The sequence below is a fragment of the Streptomyces sp. SDr-06 genome (assembly GCF_003324565.1).
Classification (GTDB): domain Bacteria; phylum Actinomycetota; class Actinomycetes; order Streptomycetales; family Streptomycetaceae; genus Streptomyces.
This window is the reverse complement of sequence record NZ_QOLA01000003.1, coordinates 198,237-216,926: the sequence shown is the minus strand read 5'-3', so window position 1 is coordinate 216,926 and position 18,690 is coordinate 198,237. Positions and strand designations below refer to the sequence as shown.

Annotated in this window: 15 protein-coding genes; 11 read left to right on the top strand and 4 right to left on the bottom strand. The window is 70.2% G+C overall.

All coding sequences use genetic code 11. The features are described from left to right. Positions 1-107: 107 nt before the first annotated feature. Together DT019_RS09380 and DT019_RS09375 are read right to left on the bottom strand one after the other, a co-directional pair. Positions 108-2,498, bottom strand: coding sequence for an MFS transporter (locus tag DT019_RS09380; protein ID WP_114036247.1), 2,391 nt, complete (start codon positions 2,496-2,498; stop codon positions 108-110). Positions 2,499-2,683: 185 nt separating this feature from the next. Then, a complete protein-coding gene (locus tag DT019_RS09375) occupies positions 2,684-3,127 on the bottom strand; it encodes an SRPBCC family protein (protein WP_114036246.1) in 444 nt (147 codons plus the stop codon). A 164-nt stretch (positions 3,128-3,291) separates the two neighbouring features. On the opposite strand from DT019_RS09375, the gene DT019_RS09370 reads away from it, so the two are divergent. Both DT019_RS09370 and DT019_RS09365 read left to right on the top strand, forming a co-directional pair. After that, positions 3,292-4,329 (top strand): Rv2578c family radical SAM protein, encoded by a 1,038-nt coding sequence (locus DT019_RS09370; protein ID WP_114036245.1) that lies wholly within the window; start codon positions 3,292-3,294, stop codon positions 4,327-4,329. A 67-nt stretch (positions 4,330-4,396) separates the two neighbouring features. After that, a complete protein-coding gene (locus DT019_RS09365; RefSeq protein WP_114036244.1) occupies positions 4,397-4,801 on the top strand; it encodes a RidA family protein in 405 nt (134 codons plus the stop codon). Positions 4,802-4,836: 35 nt separating this feature from the next. On the opposite strand, the gene DT019_RS09360 is transcribed toward DT019_RS09365, so the two are convergent. After that, positions 4,837-5,421, bottom strand: coding sequence for an adenylosuccinate lyase (locus DT019_RS09360; RefSeq protein WP_114036243.1), 585 nt, complete (start codon positions 5,419-5,421; stop codon positions 4,837-4,839). Between the two features lie 378 nt (positions 5,422-5,799). Here DT019_RS09360 and DT019_RS09355 point away from each other — a divergent pair, with 378 nt between their 5' ends. From DT019_RS09355 to pssA, 9 genes are all read left to right on the top strand, one after another. Next, complete coding sequence (locus DT019_RS09355; protein ID WP_114036242.1) at positions 5,800-7,581, top strand: 3-hydroxyacyl-CoA dehydrogenase family protein; 1,782 nt, start codon at positions 5,800-5,802, stop codon at positions 7,579-7,581. A 91-nt stretch (positions 7,582-7,672) separates the two neighbouring features. Continuing rightward, a complete protein-coding gene (locus DT019_RS09350) occupies positions 7,673-8,479 on the top strand; it encodes a TetR family transcriptional regulator (protein ID WP_223279368.1) in 807 nt (268 codons plus the stop codon). Positions 8,480-8,880: 401 nt separating this feature from the next. Continuing rightward, complete coding sequence (gene ccrA, locus DT019_RS09345) at positions 8,881-10,218, top strand: crotonyl-CoA carboxylase/reductase (protein ID WP_114036240.1); 1,338 nt, start codon at positions 8,881-8,883, stop codon at positions 10,216-10,218. A gap of 14 nt (positions 10,219-10,232) precedes the next feature. After that, positions 10,233-12,260: a protein meaA gene (locus DT019_RS09340; RefSeq protein WP_114036239.1), complete on the top strand. Its 2,028-nt coding sequence runs from the start codon at positions 10,233-10,235 to the stop codon at positions 12,258-12,260. Beyond that, entirely contained in the window at positions 12,257-13,222 is a 966-nt protein-coding gene (locus DT019_RS09335; RefSeq protein ID WP_114036238.1) for an HpcH/HpaI aldolase/citrate lyase family protein, read from the top strand. Before DT019_RS09340 ends, DT019_RS09335 begins: the two co-directional genes overlap by 4 nt. Before the next feature lie 5 nt (positions 13,223-13,227). Further along, the gene (locus DT019_RS09330) at positions 13,228-13,740 is read left to right on the top strand and encodes a MaoC family dehydratase (protein WP_114036237.1); all 513 of its coding nucleotides are present in this window, start codon (positions 13,228-13,230) and stop codon (positions 13,738-13,740) included. A 2-nt stretch (positions 13,741-13,742) separates the two neighbouring features. Beyond that, positions 13,743-14,948, top strand: coding sequence for an acyl-CoA dehydrogenase family protein (locus tag DT019_RS09325; protein ID WP_114036236.1), 1,206 nt, complete (start codon positions 13,743-13,745; stop codon positions 14,946-14,948). Positions 14,949-15,121: 173 nt separating this feature from the next. Then, positions 15,122-15,787: a phosphatidylserine decarboxylase gene (locus DT019_RS09320; RefSeq protein WP_114036235.1), complete on the top strand. Its 666-nt coding sequence runs from the start codon at positions 15,122-15,124 to the stop codon at positions 15,785-15,787. Next, positions 15,774-16,628, top strand: coding sequence for a CDP-diacylglycerol--serine O-phosphatidyltransferase (gene pssA / locus DT019_RS09315; RefSeq protein ID WP_189389371.1), 855 nt, complete (start codon positions 15,774-15,776; stop codon positions 16,626-16,628). The genes DT019_RS09320 and pssA overlap by 14 nt, the downstream gene beginning before the upstream one ends. Positions 16,629-17,075: 447 nt before the next feature. Here pssA and DT019_RS09310 read toward each other — a convergent pair whose 3' ends face one another. Then, entirely contained in the window at positions 17,076-18,599 is a 1,524-nt protein-coding gene (locus tag DT019_RS09310) for an MFS transporter (protein WP_114036233.1), read from the bottom strand. Between the last annotated feature and the right edge of the window lie 91 nt (positions 18,600-18,690).

The window sequence follows — 18,690 nt, the reverse complement described above, 5'->3', positions numbered from 1 at the left end:
GAATCGGCGGCTGTACCACCACCGTACGGCCATCGGGACACCGCGCGCGGGCCAACTCCACAATAGGCGTACGCCCGCGCGCACATGCCGCACGCATTGACCAAAGGTCAGTCCTCGTGGCCCAGTTGGAGATCCCTTTCGGTCCGGCCGCCGCCCGCGACCTGCAGCACCGTGGCCACCGGCGGATAGCCCGCCGCGATCACCGTGTACTCGCCCGAGGACAGGTCGACGAAGCGGAAGGTGCCGTCGGGGCCGGTGGTGAGGGTGTCCACGACATTGCCCGCGGCGTCGAGCAGCGTGACCCGCGCGTCCTCCACCGGCCGCCCGCCGCCGGCCCGCACGGTGCCGCGCAGGACGGCCCCGCCGGCCAGCTCGATGTCCTGCCGGGTCTCGCGCGAGGCCTGCACGCTCACGGGGAGCGCGGCGGGGCGGAAGGCGGGTGCGCTGGCGGCCAGGGTGTACTCCCCCGCCACCAGCTCCGTGATCACATAGCCGCCCTCGCGCCCGCTGCGGGTGGCGGCCACCACCTCGCCGCGTACGTCGGTGAGGGTGACGGCGGCGTCCCGCACCGGGGTGCCGTCGGCGGTGACGACGCTGCCCGCGAGGCGGCCGGCGCCGCCGAGGACGACGTCGAGGTCGACGGGGCGTTCGCCGACGGTCACGGCGACGGCCTGCGGCTGGTGGCCGCCGGCCGCCGCGATCAGGACGTAGGAACCGGCGCCGGGCACGCTGAGCGCGTACCGCCCGTCCGCGCCGCTGGCTCCGCGTCCGACCTGCTGGCCGCGTACGTCGACGAGGGTGAGGGCGGCGCGTGGCACGGTGGTCCCGTCGTGGTGCTGGACGGTGCCGCAGACCGGGACGCCGCCGGTGGGGGCGGGGGCGGCGGTGCGGGCGTGGGGCAGGGGCGCGGTCTCGGCGGCGGGGGCGTTGTGGGACACCAGCGGTTGCTCCTTGAGGAAGAAGGCGAGGACGAAGCCGAGCACGAGCACCGGCACGAGGTAGAGGAAGATCCGCGGCATGGCGTCGGCGTACGCCCGGATGTATCCGTCGCGCAGCGCGGGCGGCATGGCGTGGACCAGCTGCGGGGTGATCGACTCGGGATCGGGCAGGCGGGCCCCGGCCGGGAGCCGTTCGGTGAGCGCGTGGGCGAGGCGGTTGGTGAACAGGGTGCCGAAGACGGCGGCGCCGACGCTGCCGCCGATCTGCCGGAAGTAGTTGTTGGCGCTGGTGGCGGTGCCGAGGTCGGCGGGGTCGACGGCGTTCTGCACGGCAAGCACCAGGACCGGCATGACCAGGCCGATGCCGATGCCGAGCACGGCCATCCAGATGCTGTAGTGCAGCCGCGGGGTGTCGGTGCCGAGCCGGGACAGGAGCCACATGCCGACGGCGGAGACCGCGCCGCCGAGGATCGGGTAGATCTTGTAGCGGCCGGTGCGGCTGATGAGCTGGCCGGAGATGATCGAGGCGCCGACGATGCCGCCCATCATGGGCAGCACGAGCAGTCCGGACCCGGTGGCGCTGGCCCCGTCGACCATCTGCAGGAAGGTGGGCAGATAGCTGGCGGCCCCGAAGAGGGCGACGCCGACGACCGCGCCCACGAGCCCGGAGACGTTGAAGATCGAGCCGCGGAACAGCCGCAGCGGGATGACGGGTTCGGCCGCGTAGTTCTCGACGACCAGGAACAGCAGGGTCGTTCCGGCAGCGCCCGCGGCGAGCCCCAGGATCGGCCGCGAGTCCCAGGCGTACCGCGTGCCGCCCCAACTGGTCAGGAGGACCACGCAGGTCGAGGCGGCGGCGAGGAGCAGCATGCCGAGCACGTCGAGGCGGGGCCGCACGCGAGGCCGGGGCAGTTTCAGGACGACGGTGATGACGGCCAGGGTGACCAGGCCGAACGGCACGTTGATGTAGAAGCACCAGCGCCAGGAGGCGTGGTCGGTGAAGAAGCCGCCGAGCAGGGGCCCGGCCACCGAGGCGAGTCCGAAGACCGCGCCGATCAGGCCCATGAACCGGCCGCGCTGCCGGGGCGGCACGATGTCCGCGATGATCGCCTGCACGCCGATCATGAGCCCGCCGCCGCCGATGCCCTGGACCGCCCGGAAGGCGATCAGCTCGTCCATCGTGCGCGACCAGCCGGCCAGGGCCGAGCCGACGACGAACACGACGATCGCGAACTGGAAGACCGGTTTGCGGCCGAAGAGGTCGCCGAGCTTGCCGTAGATCGGCAGCCCGACGGTGGAGGCGAGGAGGTAGGCGGTGACGGCCCAGGACACCTTGTCGAGGCCGTGCAGATCGCCGACGATCTTCGGCAGGGCGGTGGCGACGATCATCTGGTCGAGCGCCGCGAGGAGCAGGGTGAGCATCAGCCCGAGAAAGACGGTGCGCACCCGGCGGGGCGTCAACGGCTCCCGGGGTGCCGGGAGTTCGCCCGCCGGCTCGGCCGCCGGGGCCGGAGCGGGCTCGGCGGCCCGCTCGTCCTTCACCAGAGTGATCCCGCCCACGAAACTGCTCCCCTCGTCGCGCTTGCGCCGACCATTTCTCGCATTACGCGACAACCGGGGCAAGCGAGACGAGCGGTGCGGGAGGCGTACGCCGGGGGCTTAAGCGCTGGCGGGAGCACCTACGGCGCACAACGGGCCGGAACGGAAATCCACCCGAACCGGTGACCGCGGGGAGGGGTCGCGGGCTACTTCTCGACTTCGGTGGCCAGCTTGTCGAGCATCGCGTCGTAGATGCGGCCAAGTCCCTTGGGCGCAAAGGTCCTTTCGAAGAATCCGCCGATGCCTCCGGCGCCGTTCCACACGGTGCTGACGACGACCTTGGAGCGGCCCTCGCCCGCGGGCGTGACGGTCCAGGTGGTGACCATGGAGGAGTTGCGGTCCTTCTCGACCAGCTGACCGTCGGTCGGCTCCGCGACCTCCAGGAGGCAGTCGCGGACGCGCTTGCTGGTGGCCTGGAGCTTCCAGTGGACGAGGGTGCCCTCGCCGTCGCCGCCCTCGCGGACCTGGTACTCGCTGAAGTGCTCCGGCAGGAGCTTGGGGCGGCTGTCCTTGTAGTCGGCCAGCGTGTCGAACACGGTCTCGGGATCCGCCGCGACGATTCGCTCCGTCGTGGCCTCGACCTGCGCCATGGCACTTCCTCCAGCAGTTGTGTTTCCGGGGTTTCGGGGGTGGGCCAAGCCAACCACCTCACGCTCCGCCGTCACAATCCGGGTTGCGATCAAGAAGGGAACGTGTGTTCTATTCAGGGGTGGGGAGTGATCGACCAGGCCCCACGGGAGCAAAGGAGGCGTGCATGCGCTGGGAGAATCTCGCCGACGACGACGCCTTGGCCGGCCGGGCCGGAGCGGCCGCGCTCTTCGCCGCGGACGCGGTGACGACCCGCACCTTCGACACCCCCGAGTTCCGCGGGATCACCTTCCACGAGATCCGGGCACGCTCGATCGTCAACCGCGTGCCGGGCGCCTCCCGCATGCCGTTCGAGTGGACCGTCAACCCCTACCGCGGCTGCTCGCACGCCTGCGTGTACTGCTTCGCCCGCAAGACGCACAGCTATCTGGACCTGGACACCGGGCTCGGTTTCGACTCGCAGATCGTGGTGAAGGTCAACGCCCCGGAGCTGCTCCGGGCGCACCTCGCCTCGCGCCGCTGGCAGGGCGCGCACATCGCGATGGGCACGAACGTGGACTGCTACCAGCGCGCGGAGGGCCGCTACCGGCTGATGCCGGGGATCATCGCGGCCCTGCGCGACCGGGCGAACCCGTTCTCCATCCTGACCAAGGGCACGCTCATCCTGCGCGACCTGGAGCTGCTCAAGGAGGCGGCCGCGGTGACCGAGGTGGGCATCTCGGTCTCGGTCGGCTTCCTCGACCAGGAGCTGTGGCGCACCGTCGAGCCGGGCACCCCCGCGCCGGACCGCCGTCTGGACGTCGTGCGCACCCTGACCGAGCACGGCATCGGCTGCGGCGTCCTGATGGCCCCGGTGATCCCGTTCCTCGGCGACCACCCCGACCAGCTGCGCGCCACCGTCCGCGCGATCGCCGCCTCGGGCGCGACCTCGGTGACCCCGCTCGTCCTGCACCTGCGGCCGGGGGCGCGCGAGTGGTTCATGGCGTGGCTGGGACACCACCACCCCCACCTGGTGCGCCGGTACGAGCGGCTGTACGCGGAGGGCGCCTACGCGCCGAAGTGGTACCAGCGCCGGATCACCGGGCAGGTGCACGAGCTGGCCACCGAGTTCGGCATCGGCCCGGCCCGTCGGGGCGCGGCCCGCCGCATCCCCGCCCCGCCCGAGCCCGTCGGCCCGGAGCCGACCCAGCTCACCCTGCTCTGAGCCGCGCCGGCCCCAAGTGCCGGGGGCCGGGGCCCGGTTGTCAGTGGTGTGCGCGAGGATGGTCCGCATGACTTCGCTGACTCGCATTCCCGCCCCCGAAGGCGTCGCCCCCGGCCGCGGCTACCACCACGTGGTCTGGGGCACCGGCCGGTTCGTCGCCATATCGGGCCAGTGCGCGCTGGACGAGAAGGGGGACGTGGTCGGCGAGGGCGACGCGCGGGCCCAGGCGGACCAGGTCTTCGAGAACCTGCGCCGCTGCCTGGCCGCGGCCGGAGCCACCTTCGAGGACGTGGTGAAGCTGACCTACTTCGTGACGGACGTGGCCCATCTGCCCGCGGTCCGCGCGGCGCGCGACGCCGTCATCGGCCCCGACCAGCTGCCGGCCAGCTCGGCCGTCCAGGTCAGCGCCCTGTTCCGGCCCGAACTCCTGGTGGAGATAGAGGCCTTCGCCGTGACCGACCAGGCGTCCTGAAGGGCTCGGGGAGCGCTCCAGCGGGCGGCGCCCCGCTATCCGCGACCCCGGCCCGCCTCGATGCGCCGCAGGGCCCAGGCCGCCGACCGCGCCAGACGGGGATGGGCCAGGGCCTCGGTCAGGACGTCGACGGCCCGCTTGTCGCCCAGTTCGCCAAGACCCTCGATGCAGGCCAGGGCCACCCGCCAGTACGGGCTGTGCGGCGACAGCAGCGGCCGCAGCGTCTTGATCAGGGCCGGTACGGATTCGGGGGCCCGCAGCGCGGTGAGCAGCCGCACCGGATGCAGGGCGTACGCGGTGCGCAGCTCGTTCGTCGCGAGGGCGGCCGCCGCGCGCGCGGTGCGCGGGTCCGCGAGCCTGGCGAGCGCGTACGCGGCGCTGACACAGCGCTCCGGGTCCCGGTGGTTGAGCAGCAGGATCAGGGCTTCGAAGGCCCGGCGGTCCCCGGCCACACCGAGCCGGAACGCCGCGATCTCCCGCGCCCAGAGCGGGCGTTCGGGCTCGGTGAGCACCGCCGCGAGCTCGTCCTGGTCGACCGTGGCGATCAGCCGCTCGTACGCCGCCGACCCGCCGGTCTCGGCCCGCACCCGGTCCACGAGCGACCGAAACTCCTCATCCATGCCGAAAGCCTATTGACCTCCGCCTCCCCGCGCTGAGTCACCGGGAATTCTCCGTCCCCGGGTGATCCGGCCCGTCCCGGTCCGGGGGCGAGCCAGATCACACGGGTTCGGCACGACGGAGGGCTGGCGCGCTCGTTACTCGCCGGTTAACCTCAAGTGAGCGGGTAACCCCCGCGGCTCCGGTGGCCTGGTGACGCAGCCACCGCGAGTGATCGTCGGTTCGGCAGTTCTGTACGACGTGCCCCGGGACAGGGCCGTCGGCCCTTGGCACCACGACACAACTCCCGCACGCCGTGCGCCCGTTGGCGTATCCGAGCGCCCCTCGATGCCGGTCGCGTGCGCCCTCTCTCAGTCGTCACTCATCCCTGGAGTCCCGTGATGGACATCCCCCTGAACACTGTCGCCGTGGTCGGCCTCGGCACGATGGGCACCGGCATCGCCGAGGTCCTGGCCCGGGCGGGCCGCGAGGTCATCGGCATCGACATCAGCGAGCGCGCCGGTCGCCAGGCCGTGGCGGCCCTGGAGGCCTCCACCGCCCGTGCGGTGGACCGCGAGCGGATCACCTCGCAGGAGCGCGGCGACATCCTCGCCCGGTTCCGCACCTTCACCGACCTCCAGGCAGCGGCCGAGGCCGAGCTCGTCATCGAGGTCGTGCCCGAGTCGTACGAGCTCAAGCAGCAGGTCTTCCACGCGCTCGACGCCATCGTCGCGCCCACCGCGATCCTGGCGACCGGCACCAACGCCCTCTCGGTGACCCGGCTCGCCGCCGACTCCGCGCACCCCGAGCGCGTGCTCGGCCTGCACTTCTTCAACCCGGCGCCCGCGATGAAGCTCGTCGAGATCGTCTCGTCGGTGCTCACCGCGCCCCCGGCCGTCGACGCGGTCACCGCGCTCGCCCTCGACCTCGGCAAGGAGCCCGTCGCGGTCGGCGACCGGCCCGGATTCGTCGCCGACGGGCTGCTCTTCGGCTACCTCAACCAGGCGGCCGCGATGTACGAGTCCAAGTACGCCTCGCGCGAGGACATCGACGCCGCGATGAAGCTGGGCTGCGGCCTGCCGATGGGCCCGCTCGAACTGCTCGACCTGATCGGCATCGACACCGCCCGCACCGTCCTGGAGGCGATGTACGCCTCCTCCCAGGACCGCCTCCACGCGCCCGCCCCCATCCTCGGCCAGCTCGCCGAGGCCGGGCTCACGGGCCGCAAGAAGGGCCGCGGCTTCTACACGTACGAGGGCGAGGGCAGCCCGGTCGTGGTGGCCGACGCCCAGACCCCGGACGCGATCGCGGGGGCCGGGGGCGGCCGCGAGATCCGCTCGGTCGGCGTGGCCGGCTCCGGCACCATGGCCTCCGGCATCGCGGAGGTCTTCGCCAAGGCCGGGTACCAGGTCGTGCTCGCGGCCCGCAGCCTGGAGAAGGCGGAGACCGCCAAGTCCCGTATCGCCAAGTCGCTTTCGCGCTCCGTCGACAAGGGCAGGCTCACGGCCGAGGCGCGCGAGGAGACCCTCAACCGCATCACGGCCGCGGGCGCCCTGGAGGCCTTCGCCGAGGTCGACCTCGCCGTCGAGGCGGTCGCCGAGGACCTGGAGGTCAAGCAACAGCTCTTCGCCTCCCTCGACAAGATCTGCAAGCCGGGCGCGGTCCTCGCCACCACCACGTCCTCGCTGCCCGTCGTCGCCTGCGCCCGCGCCACCTCGCGCCCGCAGGACGTCATCGGCATGCACTTCTTCAACCCGGCCCCCGCGATGAAGCTCGTCGAGGTGGTCCGCACCGTGCTCACCTCCGACGAGGTGCACGCCACCGTCCGCGAGGTCACCGCGAAGATCCGCAAGCACCCGGTGGACTGCGGCGACCGTGCCGGGTTCATCGTCAACGCGCTGCTCTTCCCGTACCTCAACAACGCGATCAAGATGGTGCAGGAGCACTACGCGACGCTCGACGACATCGACGCCGCGATGAAGCTGGGCGGCGGCTACCCGATGGGCCCGTTCGAACTGCTCGACGTGGTGGGCCTGGACGTCTCGCTCGCCATCGAGAAGGTGCTGCACGCCGAGTTCCGCGACCCGGGCCTGGCGCCCGCGCCGCTGCTCGAACACCTTGTCGCGGCCGGCTGCCTGGGCCGCAAGACGGGCCGCGGATTCCGCGAGTATGCCCGGCGCTGATCCGGAAGCAGGATGGGGCGGGCTGCTGCAACCTCCGGGCAGCTCGCCCCCGTGGGCACGGCTTCCCACAAAGATGCAGTACGTTCGGTCCATGCCCCAGCCAGCCAGGTCCTCCCGTACGAACGCCGTGCCCGACGCCCCGGAAAGCGCCGCGGGCAGCCGGGCGGCCGCCCAGCGGCTCAAGATGCGCCGAGAGCTGGCGGCCGCGGCCATGGACCTGTTCTCCGCGAAGGGGTACGAGGCCACCACCGTCGACGAGATCGCGGCCCGGGCCGGGGTCGCCCGGCGCACCTTCTTCCGCCACTTCCGCTCCAAGGAAGAGGCGATCTTCCCCGATCACGACGACACCCTCGTGCGGGCCGAGGCGGTCCTCAACGCCGCGCCCCCGCACGAGCACCCGCTCGACACGGTGTGCCGGGGCATCAAAGAGGTCATGAAGATGTACGCGGGCTCCCCCGCGGTCTCCGTGGCGCGCTACAAGCTGACCCGCGAGGTGCCCACCCTGCGCGAGGCCGAGATCGCCTCGGTCGCCCGCTACGAGCGCCTCTTCACCCGCTATCTGCTGGGCCACTTCGACGAGCACGACCACCAGCCGGGCAATGACGACCCGCTGCTCGCCGAGGTCGCCGCCTCCGCCGTCGTCACCGCCCACAACCACGTGCTGCGCCGCTGGCTGCGGGCCGGCGGCCAGGGCGACGTGGAGTCCCAGCTCGACCACGCCTTCGCGATCGTCCGGGAGACCTTCGGCTCGGGCATCGGAGCGGGCCGCACGGCCAAGCCGAAGCAGGCCGCGGCCTCCGTCTCGGCCGGCGACGAGGTGCTGGTCGCGGTGGCCCGCACGGACGCGCCGCTCGACGAGATCATGCAGACCATCAAGCAGGCCCTGCAGACCAGATAGCCCGCTCGCCCTTCCTGTTCCGCGCCGGTGGCCGCATCCCTCGCTCAGGGATGCGGCCACCGGCGTATGCGCTGACCTGCAACGATCGATCATCGCTCATCTGTGCAGGTCATTCCGCAATTGAGAGAAACTCTTGGCACGCAGTGTCTTGTCACTTGGCACCCGGTGCCATACGTTGATGTTGTCCGGGCGGCCGGCGTGCAGAGCAACCTCGTACGCCGGCTGTCCCCACAAGCCGCCACTGGCGCGTGCGCCCGGACGCCTGCGTCACAGGCAACCCTCCCGCGCCCACCAGGCGCTGCCGTACTCGCACCACACCGCCGAACCGACGGCACACCTCCACAGCACCACCCCCGAAGACCCTCAACGCCCCTCAGGGGCGCTTCGCCGGAGGCAACACCGTGAAGGAAATCCTGGACGCGATCCAGTCGCCGGAGTCCACCTCCGCCGACTTCGCCGCTCTGCCGCTCCCCGACTCGTACCGCGCGATCACCGTGCACAAGGACGAGGCGGAGATGTTCGCCGGGCTCAGCACCCGCGACAAGGACCCCCGCAAGTCGATCCACCTGGACGAGGTCCCGGTGCCCGAACTCGGCCCGGGCGAGGCCCTGGTGGCCGTCATGGCCTCCTCGGTCAACTACAACTCGGTCTGGACGTCGATCTTCGAGCCGGTCTCGACCTTCAGCTTCCTGGAGCGCTACGGCCGGCTCAGCGAGCTGACCAAGCGCCACGACCTGCCGTACCACGTCATCGGCTCGGACCTCGCGGGCGTCGTGCTGCGCACCGGCCCCGGCGTGAACGCCTGGCAGCCGGGCGACGAGGTCGTGGCGCACTGCCTCTCGGTCGAGCTGGAGAGCTCCGACGGGCACAACGACACGATGCTCGACCCCGAGCAGCGCATCTGGGGCTTCGAGACCAACTTCGGCGGGCTCGCCGAGATCGCGCTCGTCAAGTCCAACCAGCTCATGCCCAAGCCGCGGCACCTGAGCTGGGAGGAGGCGGCGGCCCCCGGCCTGGTGAACTCGACCGCCTACCGCCAGCTGGTCTCCCGCAACGGCGCCGGGATGAAGCAGGGCGACAACGTCCTGATCTGGGGCGCCAGCGGCGGACTCGGCTCCTACGCCACGCAGTTCGCGCTCGCGGGCGGCGCCAACCCCATCTGCGTGGTCTCCAGCCCCGAGAAGGCGGACATCTGCCGCGCCATGGGCGCGGAGGCGGTCATCGACCGCAACGCCGAGGGGTACAAGTTCTGGAAGGACGAGCGGACCCAGGACCCCAAGGAGTGGAAGCGCTTCGGCAAGCGCATCCGCGAGTTCACCGGCGGCGAGGACATCGACATCGTCTTCGAGCACCCGGGCCGCGAGACCTTCGGCGCGAGCGTCTACGTCACCCGCAAGGGCGGCACCATCACCACCTGCGCCTCCACCTCGGGCTACATGCACGAGTACGACAACCGCTACCTGTGGATGTCCCTGAAGCGCATCATCGGCTCGCACTTCGCCAACTACCGCGAGGCGTGGGAGGCCAACCGCCTCATCGCCAAGGGCAAGATCCACCCGACGCTCTCCAAGGTGTACTCCCTGGAGGACACCGGGCAGGCCGCCTACGACGTGCACCGCAACCTCCACCAGGGCAAGGTCGGCGTGCTGGCGCTCGCGCCCCGCGAGGGCCTCGGCGTCAGCGACCCCGAGCTGCGCGAGAAGCACCTCGACGCCATCAACCGCTTCCGCAACATCTGAGGCTGGGAAGGTTCATGACTGAGCGTCAGAAGGATCGGCCGTGGCTCATGCGGACGTATGCCGGGCACTCGACCGCCGAGGCGTCCAACGAGCTCTACCGCAACAACCTCGCCAAGGGTCAGACGGGTCTGTCGGTCGCGTTCGACCTTCCGACGCAGACCGGATACGACCCCGACCACATCCTCGCCCGCGGCGAGGTGGGCCGGGTCGGGGTCCCGGTCTCCCATCTCGGTGACATGAGGCGGCTGTTCCAGGACATTCCCCTGGAGCAGATGAACACCTCGATGACGATCAACGCCACCGCGATGTGGCTGCTCGCCATGTACCAGGTGGTCGCCGAGGAGCAGGGCGCGGACATCACCAAGCTCCAGGGCACCACCCAGAACGACATCGTGAAGGAGTACCTCTCGCGCGGGACGCACGTCTTCCCGCCGGGTCCTTCGCTGCGGCTGACGACAGACATGATCTGTTACACCGTGAACAACATCCCCAAGTGGAACCCCATCAACATCTGCAGCTACCACCTGCAGGAGGCGGGAGCGACCCCGGTCCAGGAGATCGCGTACGCGATGTCCACCGCGATCGCCGTGCTCGACTCGGTGTTCGCGTCGGGCCAGATCCCCGAGGACCGCAAGGGCGACGTCGTGGCCCGCATCTCCTTCTTCGTGAACGCGGGCGTCCGCTTCATCGAGGAGATGTGCAAGATGCGTGCCTTCGGCCGCATCTGGGACAAGATCACGCGGGAGCGGTACGGGATCGAGGACGCCAAGCAGCGCCGCTTCCGCTACGGCGTCCAGGTCAACTCCCTCGGCCTGACCGAGGCGCAGCCCGAGAACAACGTCCAGCGGATCGTCCTGGAGATGCTGGCCGTGACCCTCTCCAAGGACGCCCGCGCCCGCGCGGTCCAGCTCCCGGCCTGGAACGAGGCCCTGGGGCTCCCCCGCCCCTGGGACCAGCAGTGGTCGCTGCGCATCCAGCAGGTCCTGGCGCACGAGAGCGACCTGCTGGAGTACGAGGACATCTTCGCGGGCTCGCACGTCATCGAGGCCAAGGTGGACGCCCTGGTCGACGAGTGCCTGGCCGAGATCGACCGGATCCAGGAGATGGGCGGGGCGCTCGCGGCCGTCGAGTCGGGCTACCTCAAGTCGCAGCTCGTTTCCTCGCACGCCGAGCGCCGGGCCCGTATCGAGGCCGGTGAGGAGAAGATCGTCGGCGTCAACTGCTACGAGTCGACCGAGCCGAGCCCGCTCACCGCGGACCTGGACGGCGCGATCATGACGGTCGACCCCGCCGTCGAGGCCCGCGTCGTCGCCTCCCTCAAGAACTGGCGCGACACCCGCTACCAGCCGCCGTTCAACCATCCCCGCCCCTGCAAGGCGCTGGAGAAGCTGAAGGAGGCGGCCCAGGGCACCGGCAACCTCATGGAGGCGACGCTGGAGTGCGTGCGCTCCGGGGTCACCACCGGCGAGTGGTCCCAGGCGCTGCGCGAGGTGTTCGGCGAGTTCCGGGCGCCCACGGGCGTCTCCTCCGCCCCGGTCGCGGTCACCGCCGAGGAGGGCACGCCGCTCGCCCTGGTCCGCGAGAAGGTGGCGCGCACGGCCTCCGACCTGGGTGCCGGGCGGCTGCGCCTGCTGGTCGGCAAGCCGGGCCTGGACGGGCACTCCAACGGCGCCGAGCAGATCGCGGTGCGCGCGCGGGACGCCGGCTTCGAGGTGGTCTACCAGGGCATCCGGCTGACCCCGGAGCAGATCGTGAGCGCCGCCCTCGCCGAGGACGTGCACTGCGTCGGCCTGTCCATCCTGTCCGGCTCGCACGCCGAACTCGTCCCCGACGTCCTGGTGCGACTGCGGGAGGCGGGCGCGCCCGACATTCCGGTGATCGCCGGCGGGATCATCCCGCCCGCGGACGCCGAGGAGTTGCGCAAGGCGGGCGTCGCCGCCGTTTTCACCCCGAAGGACTTCGGTATCACGGAGATCATCGGCCGTATCGTCGACGAGATCCGGAAAGCGAACAAGCTCGACCCGTTGGAGGTCCCCGCATGAGCACCCCCGTCAACCGTCTCCGCCCGCGCCGCTCCTGCCTCGCGGTTCCCGGGTCGAACCCGCGCTTCCTGGAGAAGGCCCAGGGCCTCCCGGCCGACCAGGTCTTCCTCGACCTGGAGGACGCCTGCGCGCCGCTCGCCAAGCCCGAGGCGCGGCACACCATCGTCAAGTTCCTCAACGAGGGCGACTGGACGGGCAAGACACGGGTCGTGCGGGTGAACGACTGGACGACCGAGTGGACGTACCGCGACGTCGTCACCGTGGTCGAGGGCGCCGGCCAGAACCTCGACTGCATCATGCTGCCGAAGGTGCAGAGCGCCGACCAGGTCGTGGCCCTGGACCTGCTGCTCACCCAGATCGAGAAGACGATGGGCTTCGAGGTCGGCAAGATCGGCATCGAGGCGCAGATCGAGAACGCGCGCGGCCTGAACAACGTCAACGCGATCGCGGAGGCCTCGCCGCGCACCGAGACCATCATCTTCGGCCCGGCCGACTTCATGGCGTCGATCAACATGAAGTCGCTGGTCGTGGGCGAGCAGCCGCCCGGGTACGGCGCGGACGCGTACCACTACATCCTGATGAAGATCCTGATGGCGGCCCGCGCCAACGACCTCCAGGCGATCGACGGCCCCTACCTCCAGATCCGCAACGTGGACGGCTACCGCGAGGTCGCCCAGCGCGCGGCCGCGCTCGGCTTCGACGGCAAGTGGGTGCTGCACCCGGGGCAGGTCGAGGCGTCGAACGAGATCTTCTCGCCGTCGCAGGAGGACTTCGACCACGCCGAGCTGATCCTGGACGCGTACGACTACTGCACGTCCGAGGCGGGCGGCAAGAAGGGCTCGGCGATGCTCGGCGACGAGATGATCGACGAGGCCAGCCGCAAGATGGCCCTGGTCATCTCCGGCAAGGGCCGTGCGGCGGGTATGCAGCGCACGTCCAAGTTCGAGATCCCGGAGGCGTGAGCGACATGCAGTTCGGCCGTACCTACGAAGAGTTCGAAGTCGGCGCCGTCTACAAGCACTGGCCCGGAAAGACGGTCACCGAGTACGACGACCACCTCTTCTGTCTGCTCACGATGAACCACCACCCGCTCCACATGGACGCCAACTACGCGGAGAACACGACGGACTTCGGCAAGAACGTCGTGGTGGGCAACTACATCTACTCGCTGCTGCTCGGCATGAGCGTGCCGGACGTGTCCGGCAAGGCGATCGCCAACCTGGAGATCGAGTCGCTGCGGCACGTGGCACCGACCTTCCACGGCGACACGATCTACGGCGAGACGACGGTCCTCGACAAGACCCCCTCGAAGTCGAAGAACGACCGCGGGATCGTCTACGTGGAGACCAGGGGCTACAAGCAGGACGGCACGCTGGTCTGCGTCTTTCGCCGCAAGGTAATGGTGCCGACCGAGACGTACATCAAGGAGCGCGGCGGCGAGCAGCCCGGCCGCCCCGAGCTCAAGTCGCAGGAGAAGTAGCCATGGCCCGACTCGCGCAGACCGCCGGTCTGACCGACGTCCAGCAGGAAATCCTGTCCACCGTGCGGGACTTCGTCGACAAGGAGATCATTCCGGTCGCGACCCAGCTGGAGCACAAGGACGAGTACCCGACGCAGATCGTCGAGGGGCTCAAGGAGTTGGGCCTGTTCGGCCTGATGATCCCGGAGGAGTACGGCGGTCTCGGGGAGTCGCTGCTCACCTACGCGCTGTGCGTGGAGGAGATAGCGCGGGGCTGGATGTCGGTCTCCGGCATCATCAACACGCACTTCATCGTGGCGTACATGCTCAAGCAGCACGGCACCCAGGAGCAGAAGGACACCTTCCTGCCGCGGATGGCGCTCGGCGAGGTGCGCGGCGCGTTCTCGATGTCCGAACCGGCGCTCGGCTCCGATGTGTCGGCGATCACGTCGAAGGGCGTGAAGGACGGCGACGAGTACGTCCTGAACGGCCAGAAGATGTGGCTGACCAACGGCGGAACGTCGTCCCTGGTGGCCGTTCTGTGCCGAAGTGACGAAGGACACCCCGAGGGCACGGCGCCCCACAAGTCGATGACGACCTTCCTGGTGGAGAAGGAGCCGGGCTTCGGTGAGGTCCGCCCGGGTCTGACCATTCCCGGCAAGATCGACAAGATGGGCTACAAGGGCGTCGACACGACCGAGCTGGTCATGGACGACCTGCGCATTCCGGCCAATCGGGTGCTCGGCAGGAAAACCGGCCGAGGCTTTTACCAAATGATGGACGGCGTCGAGGTCGGCCGCGTCAACGTCGCGGCCCGTGGCTGCGGTGTCGCTCAGCGTGCATTCGAACTGGGTGTCTCGTATGCCCAGCAAAGGCACACTTTCGGCAAGCCGATCGCCCAGCACCAGGCGATCCAGTTCAAGCTCGCCGAGATGGCTACCAAGGTCGAAGCGGCGCATGCAATGATGGTGAACGCAGCACGCAAAAAGGACTCCGGGGAACGAAACGACCTCGAAGCAGGGATGGCGAAATACCTCGCCTCCGAGTACTGCAAGGAGGTGGTGGAAGACGCCTTCCGCATCCACGGCGGCTACGGCTTCTCCAAGGAGTACGAGATCGAGCGCCTGTACCGCGAGGCGCCGATGCTGCTCATCGGTGAAGGTACCGCCGAGATCCAGAAAATGATCATTGGGCGCCGACTTCTTGAGGAGTACCGGTTCCAGGGTTGATTGTCGCTTTTGAGTCGGTTTGGCCGCGAAGAACATCACACCCTGTCATCGCCTTCCGGCCGCCGACTCGGCTTCTGGCTTGCCCAGTTGCGGCTCGCAACCGATACCATCGCCGGTAAACCTGCCGCCGTCCCCCGTTGCCAGCGCGGCATCATCCGCTACGAAGGTCATCCATGCCCCACAGCCAAACCTCTGCACCACGCGACGGCTTCCTCAAGGGACGCCTTGCTCGCGGAGCATCGCCGTGGCTTCTGCCGACCGTCGCCACCGCAGCCCTCAGCCTGGCCCGATCCCTTCGCGCCCCCAAGTCGCGAGGTGCCGCGATCGTGGCCGTGCCCACCACCGCCCTCGCGGCGGGCATGCTGTGGTTCTTCCGCGACCCCGAGCGTGAGATCACGCAGGGGCGGGTCATCTCCCCCGCCGACGGTGTGGTGCAGAGCATCATGCCGTGGAAGGACGGACGGACCCGCGTCGCGATCTTCATGAGCCCGTTGAACGTCCACGTCAACCGCGCGCCCCTCGCGGGCACGGTGACGTCGGTGGAGCACATCCCCGGCGGGTTCGTCCCGGCGTTCAACAAGGAGAGCGAGAACAACGAGCGCGTTGTCTGGCACTTCGACACCGAGCTCGGCGACATCGAGATGGTGCAGATCGCCGGCGCGGTCGCGCGGCGCATCGTGCCGTACGTCCCCCAGGGCACCAAGGTGGAGCAGGGCGAGCGCATCGGCCTCATCCGCTTCGGCTCGCGGGTCGACATCTACCTCCCCGAGGGTGTCGAGGTCGCGGTCGAGGTCGGGCAGGCGACCACGGCGGGGGTGACTCGAATTGACCGTGATTGATCCCGAGACGCAGGCCGGCTGGGTCCCCGAGGCAGAGTCCGAGGACGACGTCGAGGAGATGCCGCTGTCGCTGAGGCTGTCGATAGCGGACACCCTCACGCTGGGCAACGCCACGTGCGGCTTCATGGCGGTGTACTTCACCACCACCGGCATCCTCATCCCGCACCTCTCCGGCAGCCAGGAGACGGGCATGGCGCGGCACTCCGCCGCGACCGCCGTGATCCTGATGCTGCTCGCGGCGATCTTCGACCTCTGCGACGGTCTGGTCGCCCGGAAGCTGCGCAGCTCCCCCATGGGCGCCGAGCTGGACAACCTGTCCGACCTGATCAGCTTCGGGCTCGCCCCGGCCTACTTCGTGCTCGTGTACGGAATGGTCGCCGACGACGCCCACCAGCGGGTCGCCGCGGTCGCCGCGATCACGGTGCTGCTGGCCGTGGTGCTGAGACTCGCGCGGTTCTCGTGCGTGACGATGAAGGACGGCATGTTCCAGGGCATGCCGAGCCCCTTCGGCGCCCTCACGGTCGTCTCGATCGTCCTGCTCGAGCTGCCGTTCGTCCCGACGCTGCTCGCCGTCATAGGAGTCGCCTGGCTGATGGTGAGCCGGGTCGAGTACCCCAAGCCGCGGGGCATCCTCGCGGTGGCGATGCTCAGCTGGATCATCGGCGCGATGGGGCTGCTCGCGGCGTGGGCGTTCGACGCTCCGGGCGGTCAGATGCTGCTCCAGACCGGCTGCGCCCTGCAGATCGTCCTGGCGGCCACGATCCCCCTCTTCGCGACGGCCCGTCGGGTCAACACGTTCCGTGACAACCGGCGTGAGGCTCGGGCGGCTCAGCTGCCGTAGTTGCTCTCGCCGCGGTAAAGGGGCCCAGGGTTTTTCGACCCGGGGCCCCTTTTTGTATCCCGATACGTCGGGGGCTTTGTGGCTGCGCGCCGCTGGGGGTCTCTTGCGCTGTTCCCCGCGCGCCTCGCCTGCGGTTATCTGCGGACCGTGGTCGCTTCTCGCGCAGTTCCCCGCGCCCCTGGCACCCCCTCGGCCATCTGCGGACCGTGGTCGCTTCTCGCGCAGTTCCCCGCGCCCCTGGCACCCCCTCGGCCATCTGCGGACCGTGGTCGCTTCTCGCGCAGTTCCCCGCGCCCCTCAAGCCCGGTCATCTGCGGGCCGTGGTCGCTTCTCGCGCCGTCCCGCGCCCCTGGCACGCCGGTCTGGCCGCGGGCCGTGATCGGTTCTCGCGCCGTTCCCCGCGCCCCTGGCACCCTCGGTCGGGCGAGGGATTGAGGCCCTCGGGGGTTAGTGGGTGTTCTCTGTGGGGCGTAGGTCTCGGGGGATTCTGGACCAGGCCAGGGCCGCGGCGGACAGCGGCAGGACCGCGGCGAGCAGGAACGTCGGGGTCATGCCCGCGGTGAAGGCCGTCGAGGCCTTCTCCAGGAGCAGCGCGCCGGCCGGGCCGCCGATCGAGGCCGCCACATGGGCCGCCTCTCCCACCGAGTCCCGTACGGAAGCGGTCGCGCCCGCGTCCAGGGCGAGCTCGGGCAGCCGCGCGCGGTACAGCGCCCCGGCCACACTGCCCAGGATGGCGACGCCCATCGCCGCGCCCAGTTCGTAGCAGGTCTCCTCGACGGCCGCGGCCCCGCTGACGTGTTCCTTCGGCGTGGAGGCCATCAGGGTCACCGACGCGGCCGTGGTCCCGATGCCCACCCCGCAGCCGAGCACGCCGAGCGCCACGGCGACGCCGGGGTAGGCCAGGGGTCCGGACTGCTGGAACAGCCACGGCAGCGCGAGGCCCGCCGTCATCAGGAGCAGCCCGCCGCCGATGACGTGCCGGATCGGCAGCCGGTGCATCAGGACCGGGGTCACCAGGGAGGTGACCACCAGGCCGAGCGGCGCCGGCAGCAGCCGGATGCCCGCCTCCAGAGGGGTGTAGCCCTGCCCGTACTGGAACCACTGGGTGACGAGGAACAGCGCCGAGCCGAGCGCGATCATCCCGAGGAAGATCGAGGCGGCGGCGATGCTGAACGAGCGGTTGGTGAACAGCCTCACGTGCAGCAGCGGTTGGGGCAGTCGCAGCTGACGGCGGACAAAGACCGTCAGCGCGACGGCGGCCACCGCGAGCAGCACCCAGGCCACCGGGTCCGTGGGACCGCCCTTGCCGAGCTGCTTGATGCCGCCGGCCAGGGCGAGCATGCCGACGATCGACTGGCCCACGCCCCACCAGTCCCAGCGGCCCTCGCGGGGCCGGCGGGACTCGGGCAGCAGCCAGACGCCCAGCGCGATGATCACCAGGGCGACCGGAACGTTGATCAGGAACGCGGACTGCCAGCCGTTCCGCTCGACCAGCAGACCGCCGACCACCGGCCCGAGCGCCATGCCGCCGCCGAAGACCGCCGCCCACACCGCGTAGGCGAGGGCGCGCTCGCGGGCGTCGGTGAAGACGTCGCGCAGGATCGACAGGGTCGACGGCATGATCGCCGCGCCGCCGACGCCGAGCAGCGCCCGGGCTCCGATGACCTGCCAGGCCGCGGTCGCGAAGACCGCCATCAGCGAGGCCAGCGCGAAGATCGTGAAGCCCGCGAGCAGCAGCCGCTTGCGCCCCCAGCGGTCGCCGAGCGCGCCCGCGGTCACGAGCAGGCCGGAGAGGGCGAGCGCGTAGACGTCGATGATCCACAGCTGCTGTACGGAGCTGGGCTGCAGGTCGCTGACAAGCGAGGGGAAGGCGACGTTGAGGATGGTCGTGTCCATCGCGATCAGCAGCAGGCTGCCGGAAAGAATCGCGAGGACGACCCAGCGCCGGGGGTCGAGAGGCGGCGGCGTCATGAAACACTCCAGTATCGAATGAGACATCATTGTCTCACGAGTGGAGGGGGCGCGCATGCGCGAGCCCGGACGGGAGCCCGATCGGCTCGGC

Bases quoted from the DNA above. Each gene is read 5' to 3' on its own strand.
- DT019_RS09375 (WP_114036246.1), bottom strand. From the start codon at position 3,127: ATGGCGCAGGTCGAGGCCACGACGGAGCGAATCGTCGCGGCGGATCCC.
- DT019_RS09370 (WP_114036245.1), top strand. From the start codon at position 3,292: ATGCGCTGGGAGAATCTCGCCGACGACGACGCCTTGGCCGGCCGGGCC.
- DT019_RS09365 (WP_114036244.1), top strand. From the start codon at position 4,397: ATGACTTCGCTGACTCGCATTCCCGCCCCCGAAGGCGTCGCCCCCGGC.
- DT019_RS09360 (WP_114036243.1), bottom strand. From the start codon at position 5,421: ATGGATGAGGAGTTTCGGTCGCTCGTGGACCGGGTGCGGGCCGAGACC.
- DT019_RS09355 (WP_114036242.1), top strand. From the start codon at position 5,800: ATGGACATCCCCCTGAACACTGTCGCCGTGGTCGGCCTCGGCACGATG.
- DT019_RS09350 (WP_223279368.1), top strand. From the start codon at position 7,673: ATGCCCCAGCCAGCCAGGTCCTCCCGTACGAACGCCGTGCCCGACGCC.
- DT019_RS09340 (WP_114036239.1), top strand. From the start codon at position 10,233: ATGACTGAGCGTCAGAAGGATCGGCCGTGGCTCATGCGGACGTATGCC.
- DT019_RS09335 (WP_114036238.1), top strand. From the start codon at position 12,257: ATGAGCACCCCCGTCAACCGTCTCCGCCCGCGCCGCTCCTGCCTCGCG.
- DT019_RS09330 (WP_114036237.1), top strand. From the start codon at position 13,228: ATGCAGTTCGGCCGTACCTACGAAGAGTTCGAAGTCGGCGCCGTCTAC.
- DT019_RS09325 (WP_114036236.1), top strand. From the start codon at position 13,743: ATGGCCCGACTCGCGCAGACCGCCGGTCTGACCGACGTCCAGCAGGAA.
- DT019_RS09320 (WP_114036235.1), top strand. From the start codon at position 15,122: ATGCCCCACAGCCAAACCTCTGCACCACGCGACGGCTTCCTCAAGGGA.
- DT019_RS09310 (WP_114036233.1), bottom strand. From the start codon at position 18,599: ATGACGCCGCCGCCTCTCGACCCCCGGCGCTGGGTCGTCCTCGCGATT.